Here is a 20,613-nt window from a genome sequence, read left to right as displayed (position 1 = left end):
ATCGGGGTGCCGTATGTCTATTTTTAAGAAACAGGAATCGTATTGGGCAAGCCGATTTGAAGATGATGATCATCTTGTTCATTTGCCTTATTGCAAGACAACCCCCAAACACCCAGACGATACGCAGCACCAGAATGATATATATAAGTCTTTGTCAGCCGATGTTTCATATAAAATCAAGTCCATGTCGCGAAATGCTCCTATGGCGATCTATACGATCTTATTAACGGGAGTTCAGTGTCTGTTATATAAATACACGAATGAAACCAAGATGATTATTGGCATACCAACGATGGAAGAAAAGAACACTGATCTATCCCTCTCGAATAAGGTTCTTGTCTTAAAAAATAATATCAATCATGTGATGTCATTCAAATCCTTATTTAATCAAGTGAAGACCAGTTTAACCGAAGCCATTCAGCATCAACGAATCCCTTTCAGAAAAATGGTTGAACGTTTAAATGTTCAGTATGATTCGAACCATGTACCACTAATTCATACCTTGGTTTCGTTGAATGAAATTCATCCTGCCCTTGATGAAAATAACGTAAAAGCGGCGACAATGTTCCACTTTGATCTGAAGAACGACTCCATTCAGTTAAGATTAGTTTATGATGATGATCGTTATGATCGCGATTATATGGTACAAATTGTAGAACATCTTGACCAATTGTTTTCCGTAGTTCTAAACCAACCTGATCTGGAGTTAAGTCATGTCGATATGTTATCAGAGTTTCATCGAAACAAGCTGTTATATGACTTTAACGATACAAGGGTTGAGTATCCACAGAACAAGACGATGCATCAATTATTTGAAGAACAGGTGGAACGAACACCGGACCATCCGGCAGTCGTATTTGAGAATAGACAGTTAACGTACAGAGAGTTAAATCAAAAATCCAACCAATTGGCCCGATTGCTTCAAGCTAAGGGGGTGCAGGCGGGTCAGTTCGTTGGCATTATGGCAGAGCGCTCACTTGAGATGATCATAGGTTTATTCGGTATTCTAAAAGCTGGCGGGGCATATGTCCCAATCGATCCGGAATATCCGGCAGATCGTATTCACTATATCCTTGAGGATTCAAAAGTGGCTTGGTTGCTGCATCAAAGTCATATACAGAAACCGGAACATTATGCGGGGACATGTGTCATTCTGGATTCTGAAATAAATCACTATGATGATCATTTAAATTTGGACGATGGAGCGATCTCCAGTGATTTGGCATATATGATCTACACGTCTGGAACAACAGGTCATCCCAAAGGCGTAATGATTGAACATGCCAGCATTGTGAATTCCCTGCAATGGAAATCGGATTTTTATCATTTTACCGGAGATGATCGGGTATTAATGCTGAATCCTTTCGTTTTTGATTCATTTATTACTCATTTCTTTGGTCCGATGATATCTGGCTCGACAGTGTATTTGTTAAACCAGCAACAGTGTAAAGATGCTATAGCCATCAATACGATGGTCAAAAAACAGCAAATCACGCACATCCAAAGTCCACCCAGTTTCTTGATGACTCTATTGGAACAAGTGAACGCAGAAGATTGGGCATCCATGAAAAATGTGGTGGCTGCGGGAGAGAAGATTGTTCCTGCCTTAATACACAAATTGCAGCGCATCAATCCACGCATCGAAGTGTGTAATGAATACGGTCCAACCGAAAATAGTGTTGTATCCACAGTTCTGTCGATCAAGTCGGCAGATCAAAATATCTCAATCGGGAAGCCTATTGCGAACAATAGAGTCTACATTTTAGGAGAACGGAATGCATTGCAGCCTATTGGAGTTCAGGGAGAGTTATGTGTAGCAGGAGCAGGGCTCTCCAAAGGTTATTTGAACCGTCCAGATCTGACGGCGGAGAAATTCGTGGATGATCCATTTGTTTCGGGAGAAAAAATGTACAAGACAGGTGACTTCGCAAGATGGCTGCCCGATGGGAACATAGAGTATATAGGAAGGGTGGATCATCAAGAGAAAATTCGTGGACACCGGATTGAACTTGGTGAAGTGGAGACGGCTCTTCTAAATAGTACCCAGATAAAAGAGGCCATCGTCATAGCCAGAGAAGATGAAACGGGAACCAAACAATTATGTGCGTACCTGGTAGGAGAGGATGCAATCACGATCGGGGAACTGCGGGAGGCGCTGTCCCAGCAGCTACCCAACTACATGATTCCGTCCTATTTTATAGAACTCGATCAGATGCCGCTCACGTCCAACGGGAAAATCGATCGCAAAGCGCTGCCTGCTCCCAAAGAACATATGTTGAAGGGCATGGAGTACGAAGCACCCCGAACGATGATGGAACAACAACTTGCATCGATCTGGGAAGAGGTACTTGGGGTAGAGAACATTGGGATTTTGGATAATTTCTTCGAGCTTGGAGGAGATTCGATTAAATCCATTCAAGTTTCTTCGAGGTTATATCAAGCAGGTTACCAGGTGCAGATGGATCATCTGTTTAAAAATCCAACCATAGCAAGCTTGATTCCCTATGTTCAACCCATAAGTACCCTGTCAGAACAGGGGATCATCACTGGAAAAGTGATGCTGACTCCAATCCAGCATTGGTTTTTTGAGCAATACAAGGTAGACGCCCATCATTATAATCAGTCCGTGATGTTGTATCGGAAAGAAGGTTTTCATGACGTCACACTTCGCCGTGTATTCGATAAATTGAGTGAGCATCATGATGCACTTCGTACAGTATATCGCTTTACAGAACAGGGTTATGAAGCGTGGAATGAAGGGTTGGCAAGGGAATCCTTATATACACTTGAAGTGATGGACTTCAAGTCATTAGCAGATCCGTCTCAAGAAATCGAGAAGAAGGCAAATGAAATGCAAAGCACGTTTACCTTGGAACGTGGGCCCTTGATGAAGTTGGGCGTGTTTCAATGTGCAGATGGAGATCATCTATTAATCGTTATTCATCACCTCGTCATCGACGGGGTTTCATGGCGAATTTTGATTGAAGACCTATCGAGGGGATATGAACAATTAAGTGATGGAGAATCGATTCAACTACCGCAAAAAACGGCTTCATTCCAATTATGGGCAGAACAGCTCCAGTTGTATGCGAACGGTGATGCGGTAACGCAAGAGCTAGCCTATTGGAATGAAATTGAACAAGCAACCTATAAGCCGTTACCTACAGATTTCGAAGCGGATCATGCACTGGAAAAAGACAGTGAAGAGATCACGATAGAATGGTCAGCGGCAGAAACGGAACAATTATTAAAACAAGCGAATCGTGCGTATAAAACGGAGATTAGCGATTTGCTGCTCCATGCATTAGGCATGTCTATTCACCAATGGACGGGCATGGATAAAGTGCTGGTCAATCTGGAGGGACATGGAAGAGAACAAATTTTACCGGATCTAGATATTACACGAACGATCGGATGGTTTACGAGCCAGTATCCGGTTGTACTTGATATGGAAGCAAGTTCAAATATGTCTCTTTTCATCAAAACAAACAAAGAAATGATTCGTCAAATCCCTAAAAAAGGGATTGGTTATGGTATTTTACGATATTTAAGTGCACATCAGCAAGAAACGCCCTTTACCTTGAATCCTGAAATTAGTTTTAACTATTTGGGTCAATTTGATCAGGATCTTCAGAATAGCGGGATGCAGATCTCTCCCTATCCAGGCGGAGCAACAGCAAGCGACAATCACAGAAGAAATGTTCTTATCGATATGAATGCCTTAATTGTGGAAGGCAAATTGACGTTGTCCCTTCGGTATAGTCGCACCCAATATCAAAAAGAAACGATGGAGCGAGTGGTAACATATTTTAGAGATCATCTGCAAGAAATCGTGATGCATTGTGTGACAAAAGAGAAGCCGGAATGTACACCAAGTGATCTAACGTTAAAAGGAATTACCATTGAAGAATTAGAAGGATTTGTTCAAGAATCGGAACACATTGGTGAAATCGAAGATATATATGCTTTGTCACCGATGCAAAATGGGATGTTCTTTCATCATTTGCTTCATTCAAAATCGGAAGCGTATTTCCTTCAAACTACGCTGGATCTTCATGGTCCGTTAGACGTGGAAGCATTTACGAAGAGTCTGGATCAGTTGATGCAGCGTAATTCGATTCTCAGAACAAATTTTCATAGCAAATGGAATAATGGACCTCTGCAAGTGGTATACCGTCATAAACGGAATGGGCTAACATACGAAGATTTGCGTGAGATGAATGAAAAAGATCGTGAAGCATACGTGGCAGAATATACAAGAGCAGATAAAATAAAAGGTTTCGACCTGTCTCAGGATGTGTTAATGCGTATTTCGATCTTGCAAACGCATGACCAAACCTATCGTTTCATTTGGAATTATCATCATATTTTGATGGATGGCTGGTGCCTGTCTCTTGTAATCCAGGAGTTGTTTGATGGATACTTTGCTATTCAGGAACAACGAAAACTGGAGGCAAAGAGTACGATTCCATACAAACACTATATTGAATGGCTGGACAACCAAGATCATGAAGAATCCCTGAAATACTGGCGTGACTATCTGCAAGGTTATGATGAGCAGACCACTTTGCCAAAAAAACATTCAATTACGAAGAGTGATGAATATCATTCAGAGCATATGATTTGTACACTTAGTCAGGAATTAACCGGACAGCTCGCACAAGTGGCCAGTCAGAATCAGGTGACGCTGAACACGTTCATGCAGACAGCCTGGGGAATATTGCTACAGATATATAACGGCAGTGAGGATGTTGTATTCGGAAGCGTGGTGTCGGGCAGACCTGCGGCGATTGTTGGAGTTGAGCGAATCATTGGTTTATTCATCAATACCATTCCTGTACGCGTTCAGACTCAAGGTAACGAGACATTTGCAGCGGTTATGAAGCGGAATCAGGAACAAGCTGTGGCTTCGCATCCACATGACACGTATCCGTTATACGAGATTCAGGCGGAAACATCGCAAAAGCAAAATTTGATTGATCATATCCTGATATTCGAAAATTATCCTGTACAGGGCATTATGGAACAGTTTGGGGATCAGGAAGAGACAGCTCTTCGGATTACGAATGTAGAAGCAGATGAACAAACAAATTATGACTTTAACCTGATTATTAAACCAGGCCAATCGATGAAATGCATGTTCTATTACAATGCTAACGTCTATGATCGCGCAAGCGTAGAACGCATTCAAGGGCATTTGATTCGAATGCTGGAGCAAGTGGTCAACAATCCGCTTATCCCTATCCATGACATTGACTTGACGACAACACAGGAAAAAACACAAATTTTGGAACATTTTAATGATTCTATGGCTGAATACCCAATGGACAAGACGATTCATGGACTGTTTGAGGAACAAGCAGTAAGAACTCCCGAAAACGTTGCGGTTGTATATGATGATCGACATTTAACCTATCAAACGCTGAACGAGAAAGCCAACCAATTGGCAAGAACGTTGAAGGCTAAAGGCATTCAAAATGATCAGTTAATCGGGATCATCGCTGATCGTTCGCTAGACATGGTTGTAGGAATCCTTGCGATTTTGAAAGCGGGTGGCGCATACGTGCCGATTGATCCTGAATATCCGAAGGATCGTATAAACTACATGCTTGAGGATTCGGGTGTACATGTATTATTAATGCAAAGTCATTTGCAAGAACGCATCTCTTTTGCAGGAGAGGTCGTTTGCCTGGATCTACTTGAGTCCTATCATGAAGATCATTCCAATTTGGGAATGACTGCTACACCAACAGGCCTGGCATATGTAATTTATACCTCAGGAACGACAGGTAAACCAAAAGGGACATGTATTGAACATAAAAATGTGGTGCGATTGTTGTTCAATAGTAAAAATTTGTTTGATTTTAATGCATCAGATACATGGACATTATTCCATTCCTTTTGTTTTGATTTTTCGGTATGGGAAATGTACGGGGCATTGCTCTATGGCGGAAAACTGGTTATCGTACCTCAAATGACGGCAAAAAGTCCGGAACAATTTCTACAATTGTTAAAAAACGAGCAAGTGACGATATTGAATCAAACGCCAACGTATTTCTATCATCTTCTTCAGGAAGAACTGGCAGGTCATGCAGCAGATCTGAAATTAAGAAAAGTGATTTTTGGAGGAGAAGCCCTCAATCCCGTGTTATTGAAAGAATGGAAGCTGAAATATCCATTTATCCAGTTAATTAATATGTATGGAATAACCGAAACAACGGTTCATGTAACGTATAAGGAAATAACCGACATTGAAATACATGCTGGAAAGAGCAATATTGGAAAACCAATCCCAACGTTGCAGACCTATATTTTGGATAAACACCAGCGCATTCAACCGATCGGTGTTCAGGGAGAATTAGTTGTAGCAGGTGAGGGCCTTGCCAGAGGTTATCTGAACCGGCCTGATTTAACCGCAGAGAAATTTGTTGATCATCCCTCGATTACAAAAGGGAAAATGTATCGCACAGGAGATGCCGCAAGATGGCTGCCGGATGGAAATATTGAATATCTGGGACGAATCGATCATCAAGTGAAAATTCGCGGTTACCGAATTGAGCTTGGCGAAGTGGAAACTGCGCTTTTGCAAATAGACTCCATTCAGGAAGCAGTCGTTATTGCCCGTGAGCATGAGGATGGTTCGAAGCAGTTGTGTGCGTATTGGAAAGGCGACAGCTCACTGACAGCGAAGAAAATCAGAATGGCATTATCTCATGAAATTCCGGATTATATGATCCCGTCTTATTTTGTTCAATTAGAGCATATACCGTTAACTTCCAATGGGAAGGTTGACCGTAAGGCATTGCCATCTCCACAAGAACATATGCAAAAAGGGACCGAGTATATGGCGCCGCAGAACGCTGTAGAACAAGCAATCGTCGCTGCCTGGGAAGCTGTGCTTGGTGTTCAAAAGGTTAGCACATCAGATCATTTCTTTGAACTCGGGGGCGATTCGATTAAATGTATTCAAGTTTCCTCACGACTGCTTCAAGCAGGGTATAAAGTGGAAATGAAGCATTTCTTCACCTATCCGACAGTAGCGGAGTTGAGTGAACACGTGACATCTGTGAGCACTATTTCTGACCAAGGGGAAGTTACGGGGCAAGTGATGCTGACACCTGTTCAGCGCTGGTTCTTTGATCAAAATATGGTGGACGCACATCATTACAATCAGGAAATGATGTTCTTTCGTGAAAAAGGGTTTGATGTTCGCTTTATTCACAGCATCATGGATAAGATCGTGAAACAGCATGATGCTCTCCGCATCCTTTATCGACAAGCTCCTGAAGGCGGATATGAAGCGTGGAACCGAGGGGCAGACGAAGAAGGATTATACAGCCTTGAAATCGTTGACCTCAAAACAGTAGCAGATCATGCATCGTTCATTGAAAATAAAGCAAAAGAAATTCAGAGTGGTATGGATCTGTCTTACGGACCTTTGATCAAACTTGGTTTGTTCCAATGTGCTGAAGGGGATCACCTGCTTATTGCCATCCATCACTTGTTGGTAGACGGGGTTTCATGGCGTATTTTATATGAAGATATTCAGACAGGGCAAGATCAGTTCTTGAGAGGTGAAGAAATTCGGCTTCCTCAAAAAACGACCTCGTTTAAACAATGGGCAGAACAATTGTCGACGTTTGCAGACAGCCCGGCGATGAAGCAAGACAATCAATACTGGAGTCGAGTGGAGCAGGCCCAGCTAAGCCCGCTGCCTAAAGATATGGATTGTGATGAGACGATTGGCAAAGATAGTGAAACGATCACCATTCATTGGACCGCAGCGGAAACCGAGCAATTATTAAAGCAAACACATCATGCGTACCATACGGAAATTAATGATATATTGCTAACGGCATTAGGAATGGCTGTTCATGATTGGACAGGCATGGGAGAAATCCTCGTAAATCTGGAGGGGCATGGTAGAGAAGACATCCTGCCAGAGCTGGACATTACGCGTACAGTGGGATGGTTTACGAGTATGTACCCCGTTATGATTACGATGGAGTCCGGGGCTGACTTATCAAGGAAGATTAAGACCGTCAAGGAAGGACTGCGCCAGATCCCAACCAAGGGCATTGGTTACGGGATTTCGAGGTATTTGTCACATGGAAATGAAGGATTCAAGTTAGAGAAAAATCCCGAAATTAGTTTCAACTATATGGGACAGGTGAATCAGGATTCGGGCCAAGATGGCATTAAATTCTCGCATTATTCCAGCGGGCCATCTGTAAGTGAAAACAACAAGAGACCATTTGTGCTGAATATCAATGGCATTGTTACAGAGGGGCGGTTGTCGCTGTCCATTAACTATAGTTCAAAACAATATCGCCGGGAAACGATGGAGCAATTGGCTTTTCTCTATAAGGAAGGTCTTAATAGAGTCGTTGAACATTGTGTAACGAAGGAACAAACCGAGCTGACGCCAAGTGATATTTCATGCAAGTCATTAACCATTGATCAATTGGATCAAATCGTGGAGCAAACTGGGCACATCGGCCGAATTGAAAATGTGTACCCACTTACACCATTACAGAAGGAAATGTTGTACGAAAGTGAACGGAATCCAATTTCGGGCGCTTACTTTGTACAAATCATGTTTGATATGCATGGAGATTTGAATGTTGCCTCTTTTGCGCAAAGTTTGGATCAATTAATGCAAAGGCATGCGATATTAAGAACTAATTTTTACAGTGATTTCGTGGACATCCCTCTTCAAATTGTGTATCAAGAGAAGAAATTTGAATTTAACTATGAAGTTGTAGCTGGCACAAGTGAGCTGCAACGTAAAACGTATGTTGACGAGTATATCGAGCAGGACAAGGCAAGAGGATTTGACTTACAACGAGATTCGCTAATACGTATGTCTGTTTTACGAACAAACCATGAGGAATACCGCGTCATATGGAGTTTTCACCATATTTTGATGGACGGCTGGTGTATGTCTCTGGTAAGCAAAGAGATATTTGAGAATTATTTTGCGATTCGGGAAAATAGAAAGCCTCAAGTGACTCTATTAACCCCATATAGTCAATTCATTGAATGGCTGGAACAGCAAGATCATCAAGGTGCAATAACGTATTGGACTCATTACCTGAAGGGTTATGAAGGACAAACGAAATTGCCTGGAGAAAAAATCAAACCGAAACATGAAAGACAGGATTCCAGAACGTTAAACTGTTATTTGGATGATGTACTAATCGAGCAAATGAAACAGATTGCGGAACAGCAGCATGTTACTCTCCATACGTTAGTGCAGACGGTCTGGGGTGTATTGTTGCAGCAATACAATGAAAGCAACGATGTTGTATTCGGAAGTGTGGTATCGGGCAGACCGCCTGTCATTCCTGGGATCGAAAGCATGATTGGATTATTTATTAATGCAATTCCTGTTCGGATCCAGGCTCAGGTCGATGAGTCATTTATATCTCTAATGAAAAGGAATCAGGCACAAGCTGTGGAGTCACATGCATATGATACGTATTCGTTATATGATATTCAAAATCTGACCAAGAAAAAACAATCTCTGATTAACCATGTTGTTGTATATCAGAACTTCCCGGTAGAGAACCGAATGGAGAGTCTGGGTCAGAAAGGTGAAACACCGCTTGAGATTATGAATGTTGGGGGTACAGAACACAATAGTTTTGATTTTACTTTGATCGTCAAGCCTCATGAAAATATGAAGATCATATTGATGTACAATGCCAATGTGTATGACCCATCTACCGTTGAACAGATTCAAAAACACTTTATTTCCATGATTCAACAGGTGGTAAGTAACCCGGAAGTTAAAATAAACGAACTTGCGTTGAGTACGTCGAACAGTTATTAATGCACAAGTAATGGTCCGCTCCAAAAGTGAGTTTCCTCCTCACTCAAAGCGCTAACGAATCTGACGCGTCTTAAGAAGTAGATTCGATGTGAACGGCAAACTTTAACGAACCTCAGTAACGTTATTTCATCGTATCAGGGTGTCAGAACCTAAAAAACGACCCAATCGACGAAATAACGTCTCTGTGATTCGTTACACCACAGACCTGTGCAAATCAGAGCGAATAGCGTGTGCCAGGTTCATTAGAATAAAATAACTTTAATAAGGGATGTCCTCAGTCATGCTCATGACTTATGGCATCCCCTTTTTATGCTCCGTTAATGATGATAGCTGGAAAATTACTGTAGATGGAGAAATAAAGCTTCTGACGTGGTCGGATCAACATTGTGATGTCACCAACGTGGCAGATCAACTATTGAAATTGCGAATGTTCATTCAACAGATCGTGGAAACGAAAGAATCCTCCGTATACATTTTGATCGACCTTTTAACAATTCCTCTCTACTGACCGATATATAATAAGTACATCTATGTAATCAGAAAGTGAAAGGAGTGCAGAACATGGATATTGCAGCATTATCAATGGCGATGAGCCAAGCTTCAGTAGTGCAGTCGGCAAGCTTGCAAGTGATGTCGATTACGAAAGACATGGCACAGCAGCAAGGCCAGCAGATGGCAGAAATGTTGAAGTCAGTGCCTGCTCCTCATCCCAATCTGGGTGGAAGTCTCGATCTTTCGGTTTAGTTGAAATACAGCATGTGTCCTCATGTAACACCCATTGCAGCAAGCAAAACCCAAACAGCTCCAATTCGAATGAATTGAAGCCGTTTGGGTTGTTTTTTTTCTAAATACATTCCGAAATTATGATCTTTTTATTACAATCTTCTCAGCGAAACTTTGACAAGCTTGGCAATCTGCCTTCAAAGGGCAGTGTATTCTTCAATGTCCATAACTCATCGTAACTGGAAATCTGAAGATCGGCTTTGGACAAGTCCTGATTGCCTGATCCCGGATTACGATATCCGATGCAACGCATGCCTGCACTTTTGGCGGCCTGAACACCATTGCGAGAGTCCTCGATCACCAGACAATTTGAAGGGGATGCACCAATCATCTCAGCGGTGGTCAGGAAAATATCTGGTGCCGGCTTGCCGTTCGTAACTTCCTCACCTGTCATTCGAATCTCAAAGTATTGTCCAAGTCCGGTTTTGTCCATGATCAGATCGATCAGTGCACGTGGAGAGGAAGAAGCTACGGCTATGGGTACGTGTTGCTCATGTAGCCAGCGTAACCAGCGTTCCATGGAAGGCATTGCCGACAAATTGGGATGGGCGAGCATCGTTTGCATCACATTATGCTGATGATAAGCAAATATTTCTTCCAGCGTAGCGGTCAGCTGATGTTTGTCCAATACTTGCTGCCACATGGATTCCAGCGTAACTCCAACATAAGTGTGGTGTTCTTCTTCCGTCATCACTGCGCCAAAATGGGCAAAGGAGCTACGCTCAATCTCGAAATAAATCGGTTCGCTGTCAATCAGTACACCATCCATGTCAAAAATGACTGCTTGGATGATGTCATCATCGGCCACTCCCAGTCCGCCAAACTCTTGGTTTGTTACCATGTTGTATTCCTCCTCCAGGATTGTGTAAACATAGATCTCTAATTTAATTCATTCATGGTTAGCTTTCCACTTAGAAACCGGAACCACTGGATTGCAACACTACTTTAATAGCATGTGAAGAAGCTTGAAGTGTGCGTCCCTGAATATCGCAGCCAAGTGTGCGGAAAGCCTCTTCGTAATCCTCCAACGGGAAGGAGTGGGTGATGATTTTTTTTGCCGGAATAATCCCTTGTTCAATCATATAATGTGCGGTTGCAAATGTGCCCAGAGAATCGATGGAACCAATAATTTTCAGACTGCGGTCCACGACTTCTTTTGGATTAAAGGACGTAGTTCCATCTCTTAGACCTACCAGCATCAGATAACCGCCGCTGGCGAGCTGGGAAAGTACTTGTGTGCCCACAACGCCCGTTGTATCAACAATCATATCGACCTGATGGGTTGCGGGTGACAGTGATTCTATTGCATTTTCGAAGGATGAATGAACTTCCCAACGATCAGGTGCAATCGAACCAGCAATGGCTAAGCGTTCTTCGGAGATGTCGACCAGACAGCCGGTGACCCCTTTGGAAGCGAGCGCATAGCTGTACAGAATGCCAATCGGTCCTGCGCCGAGGATGATTGTTCTGAAATTCGGCAGTAGATGAATCTGATTAATCCCCGTCAGCATACAGCTGAGCGGTTCCGTCAAAGTTGCTTCTTCATAGCTCACATGGTCCTTCAATTTGTACAAAAAGCGATCCTCGGTCACATAATAATCTGTAAATGTCCCGTCAGCACTCACACCTGTCTCGGTAACAGACTTATGTGTGCAATGATTTTGTCTGCCTGTTCTGCACATGTCACACTGTCCGCAATAGTAGGTAGGGTCGATCACAACACGGTCGCCCGGTTGTAATGTCGTTACCGCAGCGCCAACATCAATGACTTCCCCGGCAGACTCATGACCGAGAATGACAGAAGGAACTGCATGATATTTGCCGCTGACAATACCGAGATCGGTACCACATACACCTGTCGCCCGAATACGAACCAACACCTGATTATCTTTTGTAATTTCCGGGACAGGCCGTTCCTCAAGCGCCACATCCCAAGCCGATTTGTATACCAATGCAAGCATGATATAACCTCCTTGTAATTATATAAAATATAAATATAGCGATTCATCTTAAAACAGTTTCAGACAAGATACGAAAGTAGTGAAGGGGACGAAATCGATTCTGGAGAAGCGGAGCGTTCGCCTCAAAGCTTTCTGAAAGAAAGCTGCTTCGGAAGCATACGCTATCAATGGATTTTTCCCTTGGGAAAGGGAAATCAAGAAAATCCGTGGATAACAGCGATCATAAGAACGATTCGTAACCGAAACGACCACTTCGAACAGTTGCATTGAAATGTTTTAATTAACGCTGGCGAGCACTGAATCCAGCCGCTCTACAATCTCAACCAGTTCGTCTTCGGTTGTGGTAAGGGAAGGCCGAACCTTAACAACGTTGCCGAAGCCATATCTTGAACTTCTCAAGATCAGATGCTCATCTGTAAAAGCACGGTCAACAATGGCATTGGTTTTGAGCGTATCGGGTTCATTACCGTCACCTACAATCTCCAACCCCCACATTAACCCGACACCACGAGCTTCACCGATACTTGGGTATTTCATTGCCAATTCATGCAGCAACTCACCCAAAATTTCACCTTTGCGTTTCACCGCATCCAGAAACCCGGGTTCGGATACCACTTCCAAGGTGGATTTGGCAGCAGTTACGGAGATCAGATTGCTTCCTGAGGTGAAGGAATGTTCGTGCTTTTCGAGCACATTCAGCCGGGATTGCATTAACACCGCAGCAACAGGTACGCCGATCCCGCCAAGACCTTTTGCAAGGGTAATCATATCAGGCTGGATATCAAACAGTTCGCTGGCAAACATGGTTCCGGTACGACCGATTCCGGTCTGCACTTCGTCGGCAATGAGAATAATATTGTACTCATCACACAGTTTACGCAGTCGTTTGAAATATCCGGCAGGAGGAATGATATTGCCGCCATTCCCCAGAATGGGTTCGATAATCATGCAGGAGACTGAGCCGGAACTTGCATATTCTATCGCATCAGATATAGCTTCAACGCATTGATAGCCGCAGTCTCCATTTGAGGATTTGAATGGGCAACGATAACAGTATGGGGCAGGTACATGGACAGCGTTAGCCACAGCGGAATTGGGGAATCGTTTCCGCCTAAAGGCATTCCCCGAAATCCCGGTGGCAAATTGGGTCTGCCCATGATGGGACAGATACAGGCTGATGATGTCTGTCGATTCGGTGTACTTCTGTGCAATTTTCGTCGCACATTCGTTGGCAGTTGAACCAGTGATATCCCGCATCCATCCGGCATTAATGTCGTTTGGAGCATATTCGATTAAGTGATCAAGTACTTCATTTACGTATGGTTCGGTGAAGGAGGAAGACATATGCGTCAGATTGCCGACTTGTTCCTGAATTTTGCTGACAACATGTGGGTGATTATAGCCCAGTGACAGATTGAATGTTCCCGACACGCCATCCAGGTATTCAACACCTGAATCGTCAATCAACTTAATCCCTTTTCCGGCTATGAAGCGGTTGTTGGTTAAAGTTTGCATACGATTTCCTCCAATATAATGGTGTACTAGCTCGAACGAAGCTCAACAATCCGGATGATGCGGGCATCACCTCCCTTAAGAAACGATGTTTACATTTCCTTGCTATGTTGTGCGAGAGCAGTACGTACTGCATTATTTTTTACAGTCCATAGATGAGAGACCATCAATGTGAGCAGCAGGATCAGACAGAATCCGGCCAAAATCCAGATTGTATTCACGACAGGCCCTGTACTCATACTCCATCCAGTCACATACTGCAAGATGGCACCTCCAATACCACCCGATGCGATCAGGATACTGGTTGTCCGCTCGGTCATACCGGGAATCAGAACATTTGCGTAGACTAGTGCGATACAGAACAGCCCTGACATGAACAGACCGGTTCCGAAGATCAGCACATACGTTGCCCACTGTCCAGTTACAAATACCATAGCGACAGTAAACAAAAGCGTGCCAACCGTGCTCCAGATCAGGAATGGCATATAGTTGACGGCTTCCGCTATTTTCCCGGAGAAAAGACGACCGATGATCATCGCAATCCACAGGATGGAGACACTCAGCGATGCGACAGATTCCTGAAGGTGCAGTCGTTCTACGAGAATGGAGGGTAGGAAGTTCATCAATCCCAGTTCCAATCCCATGTAGATGAAAAAGAAGATGACGAAGATTGTCAGCAGACCCAGATGTTTTCTCGAATATCGGGCTTTACCTGCTGCATGTGCCACTGTATTCTCACCAGCCTGTTCCAGATACAGTGCGGCTGGCCGGGGCATAGTGATCCACAGCAGCATGAGAATCAGTGACAACACGGCCACCGTATAAAAAGTAAGATGCCACAGATCCATCCAGATAAATAAAGCAGCGACAGCCGGGATGAGAAGTGCTCCAAGAGCAAAGAAGACATCCAGCTTGGACATGGCGACCGCCTTTTGATTCTCAGTGAATTCGATCGTGAATGCACCTACAGAGGGTTCGATGATACCTGAACCGAAACCTACGATAATTGTGAGAAGAAGAACTACAGACCAGGATGGCAAAAAACCGAGTAATATATAAGCAACTACAATACAGATTAGGGCAAGGGTCAGCATCGCTTTTCTTCCGATACGGGCTGTCAGGGCAGGAGCTACAATTACACCGACAAGAAATCCAAGAAACTGCAGAAATAACAAAAATCCGCCATCACTGTAACCGCGCTCATAATGTGACAATAAAACAGGAAGAAGTGCACCGAGCACAACGCTGGTTATGCCGATTAACAGATAAAAACCGCAGCTTAGAGCGAATATTCTCTTCAAAAGCCCGCCTCCTAGTTGGATATAAATTTTATATTATGTAATTAATGTTTATTTCATATATAACTTATACCATAATTGTCCAAATGTACATGCTTTTTGTTGTAAAATAATGTTAAATTTTGATGAAGAGAAATATTTCTCGTACTAAATTTTTTCTAAAACGATTTCGTGTCGAAAGGGTAGATATGATTTAATTCATATGGCCTTTTAACAGGGTTTTCCATCTGTATTGATCGAGGATAGTAAAACGTGCATATATAAAAAACGTTCCCTGTCTAGGTAGACGGGAAACGTTCTGATTAGCCATTTTATATAATGATACCTGACTCCACGTATCGCTCTTAAGCAGTCTGTACAAAGAAAATTCCATCGAATGGTGCGTGAGCAGACGCGGGACCCTTTCGCAAAAATAAATAACCATTTGCATCGGGAAGACCCAATATATCCCGATAAGGCTCAGGAAAATCTCCGGAATATATTTGACACACCAGTTGATGTTCCTCTAGCAAATGGTCAATTCCTTTCACACCGTTTGGTACAGTGGGAGAGAAAAATGAAAATGCAGGGAACTCCCGTTCGTCTAACTCCATTTCTATCAAACGTACGCCGCTTAACGGAATGGGTGGAACGGGACATACGGAAGTGAGTGGATGCGAAGATACCGAGACATAAGTGCATCCGGCAACAATATTCTCGTTCCATTCCAGTTCATCTCCCGTATAGGTTACCTGATCCAGAAAGTATTCGGAGGCGGAGTAGGTCGAGAAGACCGAGATATATTTATCTTGTGGTAAAGAAGGGATATGGACCTGCTGTGAAAGTGTATTGCAATTGATGGAGAAGAGATGCAATAAAGGCTGACCCTCAGGGTTGAGCGGCCAGTCGGAAACGTATGCAGTCTCTCCACCAATCCACATGCCAGAGTCTTGGTTTGGATTATCGGGGTCAACTGTAAATCGAGTAACTTTGTACATGAGAAACTCCTTCCAGAGTGTAATTTGGCTTTCCTATGTAACGTTGTATGTGTTTTTATATAACCAATCATTGCTTCGTTTCAGTATAAATGAGATGATGTGGAATGAAAATCAGTACAAGGTACTAACTCATTGCATGAAGCGAATGAACGTACCAGCACTCTAAGCACCAGTGGCAATACTATAGATGAGAAGCGGTGACACATGTTAATTAACAAATACATAAGTGAAACGGGATTCTGCTCCCGCAGGGAAACGAACCGTTTAATTGCGGCCGGACGAATAACGATTAATGGCAGGGTATGTGAAAAAGGGGCCGAAGTTGAACCTCACGATGTGGTACTCATTGATGGGAAGGAGATTCCTCGTAATGACAGCGAACCTGTCTACATTGCTCTGAACAAACCCATCGGTATTGTCTGCACAGCAGCAGCACATGTGGAGGGGAACATCATTCAATATATGAATTATCCTTCTCGCATATTTGCGATAGGCAGGCTGGATAAGGCATCTGAGGGGTTAATTTTGCTTACGAATGACGGAGGCATTGTGAACAAGATGATGCGTTCGGAGCATAATCATGATAAAGAATATGTAGTGACTGTAGACAAACCCATAACCGACGAATTTGTAAAGTCCATGTCGGATGGCGTTGAGATTCTGGATGTGGTGACCAAGCCCTGCGAAGTGTATAGACAAAGTGACAATGTATTTCGTATTATTCTGACACAAGGTCTCAACCTGCAGATCCGCAGAATGTGCAAAGCCTTGGGGTACCGAGTCCTCAAGCTGGAGCGTGTGCGAATTATGAATATTACGCTGGATCAACTGGAGCGGGGGCAATGGCGTCATCTGGAGCAAGAGGAACTGGAGATTCTGCTGTCTCAATTAAATGAGATAAAATGAATGACTTCTGCTCATGTCAACGGTGGTCACACACGATGTCCAGTTATATCAGTGAAAAATGAAGCAAACACTAACCCCTATGCGGATTAGTGTTTTTGTTGTTAAGCTTGTGTCCTTTTTGTTCTGAAATGTAAGAGCCAAATAGGGTTAAGAAAGCTCCGAGTACAATCACCCAGGTTATCTGCTCTTGAAGAAACAGTGCAGATGACACAACAGTAATGACAGGAACCAGATAGATATATACGCTCGTTTTGATAGCTCCGAGAAGATTTACGGCCCGGTTCCAGGTCACGAAACACAACGCGGAGGCACCCAGACCGAGGTAGAGAATATTGGAGAGATTGGTCATGTTTGTGAAGCGTCCGAGTTCCCAATGGAATTCAAACAAGAATAGAACTGGTAGCATGAAGATCAGGCCATAGAAGAACACTTTGCGAGTCGCGCCAATGGTGTGATAACGAAGCTCGCCAATTTTTCGCATTAGCACAGAGTAGATCGCCCATACCGCAGGTGCTATGAAAGCAAGCAGATCACCTATCGGATTCAGTTGCAGAATGAAACTGCCGTTCAGTGCGATGAGTATTATGCCGCTCAAAGCAATCCCGAATCCGATGATAAAGCGGCGAGTTAACTTCTCACCATCTAAGAAGAAGTGTGCGAGTACGGCAGTGAAGAACGGGGCAATGGAGACAATAACACCCACGTTGGAAGCTGTTGTGTACACCAGAGCAATATTTTCAATAAGAAAATATAACGTCACCCCACATAGTCCTGCTCCAATAAATAACCATTCTTCTCTGAATGAGGCGATCCGCAGTGAACGTGGATAGATCAATAATAGTATTAAATATCCGATCAGGAAACGGAAAAATAGAATCTCCACTGGAGTAAAGTCAATCAACAGAACCTTCGTCGAGACAAACGTAGTTCCCCAGATGAGTATAGTAAACAAAGCGAGTAAATGTCCGGTAGAGGCTTTAGTGTTTTGATGTCCAAGATGACTTGTCATACGATGTTAGTGGTGGCTCGTTTCAACTCCGAATCATGATTGAAGATACGTCTATATTGCTTGGGTGTCAGGCCGATCAGTTTTTTGAAAAAATTCGTAAAATGGCTCTGGTCACTGAATCCTGTCTGTGCAGCTACTTCAATCGGAAGCAGACCTTGTTCCAGCAGACGTTTGGCTTGATTAATGCGAATCGTTTCCAGGTAACGGTAAGGTGATATCCCTTTCTGGCGAGTGAATAAACGCAGCAGGTGGTACTTGCTCATCTCCGTCAAATCGGCTAACTCGTTCAGTGAGATGCTCTCCATGTAATGAGCTTCTATGTAATCACATATGCGTCTGATCTCTGTGGTCACATCCTGTGTGGAAACAGGTGGTTCAGCATCCGAATAATCTCGCAGCAATTGATCCAGTAGTAAGAGTAACAATTCTTCTTTGCAGAAATCCGATTGCTCTTCCAGAATCATCTGATGCAGCTCGTGCAGGGAACCCACAAGTTCACTTTGATAGAGAACGGGGGATGTGAACCGTGGCAAGTAAGCTTGTCCAGTAATCTCTCTCACATACTCTCGCATAACCTCAGGCTGGACGTTGATACAGCGATAATCGAGGGTTCTGCCATCCACCTGTTCGCAGGCGTGCGGATCATGTGGATTAAAAACAATCATGTCACCACTGTTCAGAATGTATTCTTCGTTGTTGCAGACGAGGTGACGCTTGCCTTGCTCAATGAATCCAATGACGTAATAGTCATGAAAATGATTGGGAAACTTCTGCATAATGCCTTCAAATTGATAAGCTTCTAGCTGTAGATCGGTATCAAATACGACAGTCCGGACTTCCCGAGTCATGATGCACCTTCTTTCTGGTATGTTAACGTTATTATAGGTTGCAAAGAAGGAATTTTCTTGAACGATATTGCTATTGCTCGAAGTGTTTGATCGGACAGATATCTATAAAAACAAAATACCCGCAATCCCGGAGGGAAAGCGAGCCCTTTGCTAAGTATAATTGATTCATGAGTTCAAACCTATATATAGGGGAGAAGAAATCTCTGGGAACAATAACTAATTGTTCTTAGTGTAACGTAGCGAGTACTTCAGGTGTAAAAGCTTGAATCTCGGATACGCGTCCTTCGCGTATTTTGGCAGCCCATGCCGGATCACCAAGGAGTGCACGTCCTACAGCTACCAGATCAAATTCCTCTTGCTCATATCTCTTCATAAGTTCGCTCATACCTGGATGTGTTGCTTTATCTGCTCCTGCTTCAGGCTCATCTGGCATACCCACAGAACCGACGGTAATGGTGGTTTGACCACTTAGCTTTCGCACCCAACCTGCAAATCCAAGCTCAGATCCTTCAAACTCGGGCTCCCAGAAGCGTCGTGTCGAGCAGTGGAAGATATCTACACCTGCGTCAACCAGCAAATGAAGGAATTGTTCCAGTTGTTCGGGGGTGTCGAACAGTCTGGCTTGATAATCATTCATCTTCCATTGGGAAATCCGCATCGCGATAGGGAAATCAGGACCTACCGCAGCACGAACTGCCATTACAACTTCAACCGCGAATTGAGTTCGTTTCTGTAGGTCACCGCCATAGCGGTCTGTTCTCCTATTCGTTGTTTTCCAGAAAAATTGATCGATCAGAAAACCGTGTGCACCGTGAAGCTCAATTCCGTCAAAGCCAATGCTTTGTGCATTGGCTGCTGCATCTGCATAAGCTTGAATCACAGTTGCGATCTCTGCCTCCGTCATTGGCTCACCTACTTGAGTACCTTCCATATCAACTCCCGATGGACTAAGTGATTCAGCCTCTGGGTGAGGTTGAGATCCAGAAGGGCGGGTAATACCCAAGTGCAGAATTTGCGGGAAAATCTTGCCGCCAGCTTCATGGACTTGCTTGACTACTTCAGCCCAGCCGTGAAGAGCTGCTTCTCCATACATATGAGGGAGCCTAGGCTCACTTGATGCAGACGGATGCTCAATAGTTGCACCCTCTGTAATAATGAGTCCAACACCATGCTCGGCACGCCGGCGATAATATGCAGCTACATCGGGACCTGGCACACCATCCGGGGAGAAGGCACGAGCCATGGGGGACATGATGATGCGCGAGGACAGGGTTAATTTTTTAACAGTGTATGGTTGAAACAGAAACTCCGTAGAAATAACATTATGTTGTTGATTAATCAAACTAAGCACCTCCATTATTATGCACCTTCAAGCGGGTACGAGTGCAATCTTAACAAGGTGTATAGGCATGCTCAACCAACAATCGGAGCATTTTGTTGCTTAAGCGAAAGACACGGATTATTGTATGGTGTCTTTGCACTTA

General features: G+C 43.6%; 12 protein-coding genes. 4 read left to right on the top strand and 8 right to left on the bottom strand.

Features of this window, described 5'->3' with window-relative positions:
- Positions 1-13 precede the first annotated feature (13 nt).
- From MKY01_RS18760 to MKY01_RS18750, 3 genes are all read left to right on the top strand, one after another.
- Entirely contained in the window at positions 14-9,835 is a 9,822-nt protein-coding gene (locus MKY01_RS18760) for an amino acid adenylation domain-containing protein (protein ID WP_339283076.1), read from the top strand.
- 280 nt (positions 9,836-10,115) lie between these two features.
- Positions 10,116-10,343: a hypothetical protein gene (locus MKY01_RS18755; protein WP_339283074.1), complete on the top strand. Its 228-nt coding sequence runs from the start codon at positions 10,116-10,118 to the stop codon at positions 10,341-10,343.
- Between the two features lie 53 nt (positions 10,344-10,396).
- The gene (locus tag MKY01_RS18750; protein WP_017687882.1) at positions 10,397-10,579 is read left to right on the top strand and encodes a YjfB family protein; all 183 of its coding nucleotides are present in this window, start codon (positions 10,397-10,399) and stop codon (positions 10,577-10,579) included.
- Positions 10,580-10,721: 142 nt separating this feature from the next.
- Here MKY01_RS18750 and MKY01_RS18745 read toward each other — a convergent pair whose 3' ends face one another.
- The 5 genes from MKY01_RS18745 to MKY01_RS18725 all read right to left on the bottom strand — a co-directional run bounded on the left by MKY01_RS18745 (position 10,722) and on the right by MKY01_RS18725 (position 16,366).
- Positions 10,722-11,459: an HAD family hydrolase gene (locus MKY01_RS18745; protein WP_339283072.1), complete on the bottom strand. Its 738-nt coding sequence runs from the start codon at positions 11,457-11,459 to the stop codon at positions 10,722-10,724.
- 70 nt (positions 11,460-11,529) lie between these two features.
- Complete coding sequence (locus MKY01_RS18740) at positions 11,530-12,579, bottom strand: alcohol dehydrogenase catalytic domain-containing protein (protein ID WP_339283070.1); 1,050 nt, start codon at positions 12,577-12,579, stop codon at positions 11,530-11,532.
- Between the two features lie 276 nt (positions 12,580-12,855).
- Entirely contained in the window at positions 12,856-14,094 is a 1,239-nt protein-coding gene (locus tag MKY01_RS18735) for an aspartate aminotransferase family protein (protein ID WP_339283068.1), read from the bottom strand.
- An 89-nt stretch (positions 14,095-14,183) separates the two neighbouring features.
- On the bottom strand, positions 14,184-15,392 hold the full coding sequence (locus MKY01_RS18730; protein ID WP_339283066.1) for an MFS transporter: 1,209 nt from the start codon (positions 15,390-15,392) through the stop codon (positions 14,184-14,186).
- A gap of 341 nt (positions 15,393-15,733) precedes the next feature.
- Positions 15,734-16,366, bottom strand: coding sequence for a DUF1963 domain-containing protein (locus MKY01_RS18725; protein ID WP_339283064.1), 633 nt, complete (start codon positions 16,364-16,366; stop codon positions 15,734-15,736).
- Between the two features lie 204 nt (positions 16,367-16,570).
- Between MKY01_RS18725 and MKY01_RS18720 the strand changes: the two genes are divergently transcribed.
- On the top strand, positions 16,571-17,272 hold the full coding sequence (locus tag MKY01_RS18720) for a pseudouridine synthase (protein ID WP_339283062.1): 702 nt from the start codon (positions 16,571-16,573) through the stop codon (positions 17,270-17,272).
- Between the two features lie 70 nt (positions 17,273-17,342).
- Here the strand turns inward: MKY01_RS18720 and MKY01_RS18715 are convergent, their stop codons facing one another.
- The 3 genes from MKY01_RS18715 to MKY01_RS18705 form a co-directional block, all read right to left on the bottom strand.
- On the bottom strand, positions 17,343-18,281 hold the full coding sequence (locus MKY01_RS18715; protein ID WP_339283060.1) for a DMT family transporter: 939 nt from the start codon (positions 18,279-18,281) through the stop codon (positions 17,343-17,345).
- On the bottom strand, positions 18,278-19,129 hold the full coding sequence (locus tag MKY01_RS18710) for an AraC family transcriptional regulator (RefSeq protein ID WP_339283058.1): 852 nt from the start codon (positions 19,127-19,129) through the stop codon (positions 18,278-18,280). Before MKY01_RS18710 ends, MKY01_RS18715 begins: the two co-directional genes overlap by 4 nt.
- Positions 19,130-19,355: 226 nt before the next feature.
- Positions 19,356-20,486 carry an NADH:flavin oxidoreductase gene (locus tag MKY01_RS18705; RefSeq protein WP_339283056.1) on the bottom strand — a complete coding sequence of 377 codons (1,131 nt, stop codon included), beginning with the start codon at positions 20,484-20,486 and terminating at the stop codon, positions 19,356-19,358.
- Between the last annotated feature and the right edge of the window lie 127 nt (positions 20,487-20,613).

The sequence above is a fragment of the Paenibacillus sp. FSL R5-0486 genome (assembly GCF_037975155.1).
In the GTDB taxonomy this organism is placed as follows: Bacteria; Bacillota; Bacilli; order Paenibacillales; family Paenibacillaceae; genus Paenibacillus; species Paenibacillus amylolyticus.
The sequence above is the reverse complement of the archived record's forward strand: the minus strand, read 5'-3'. Positions and strand labels throughout refer to the sequence as shown.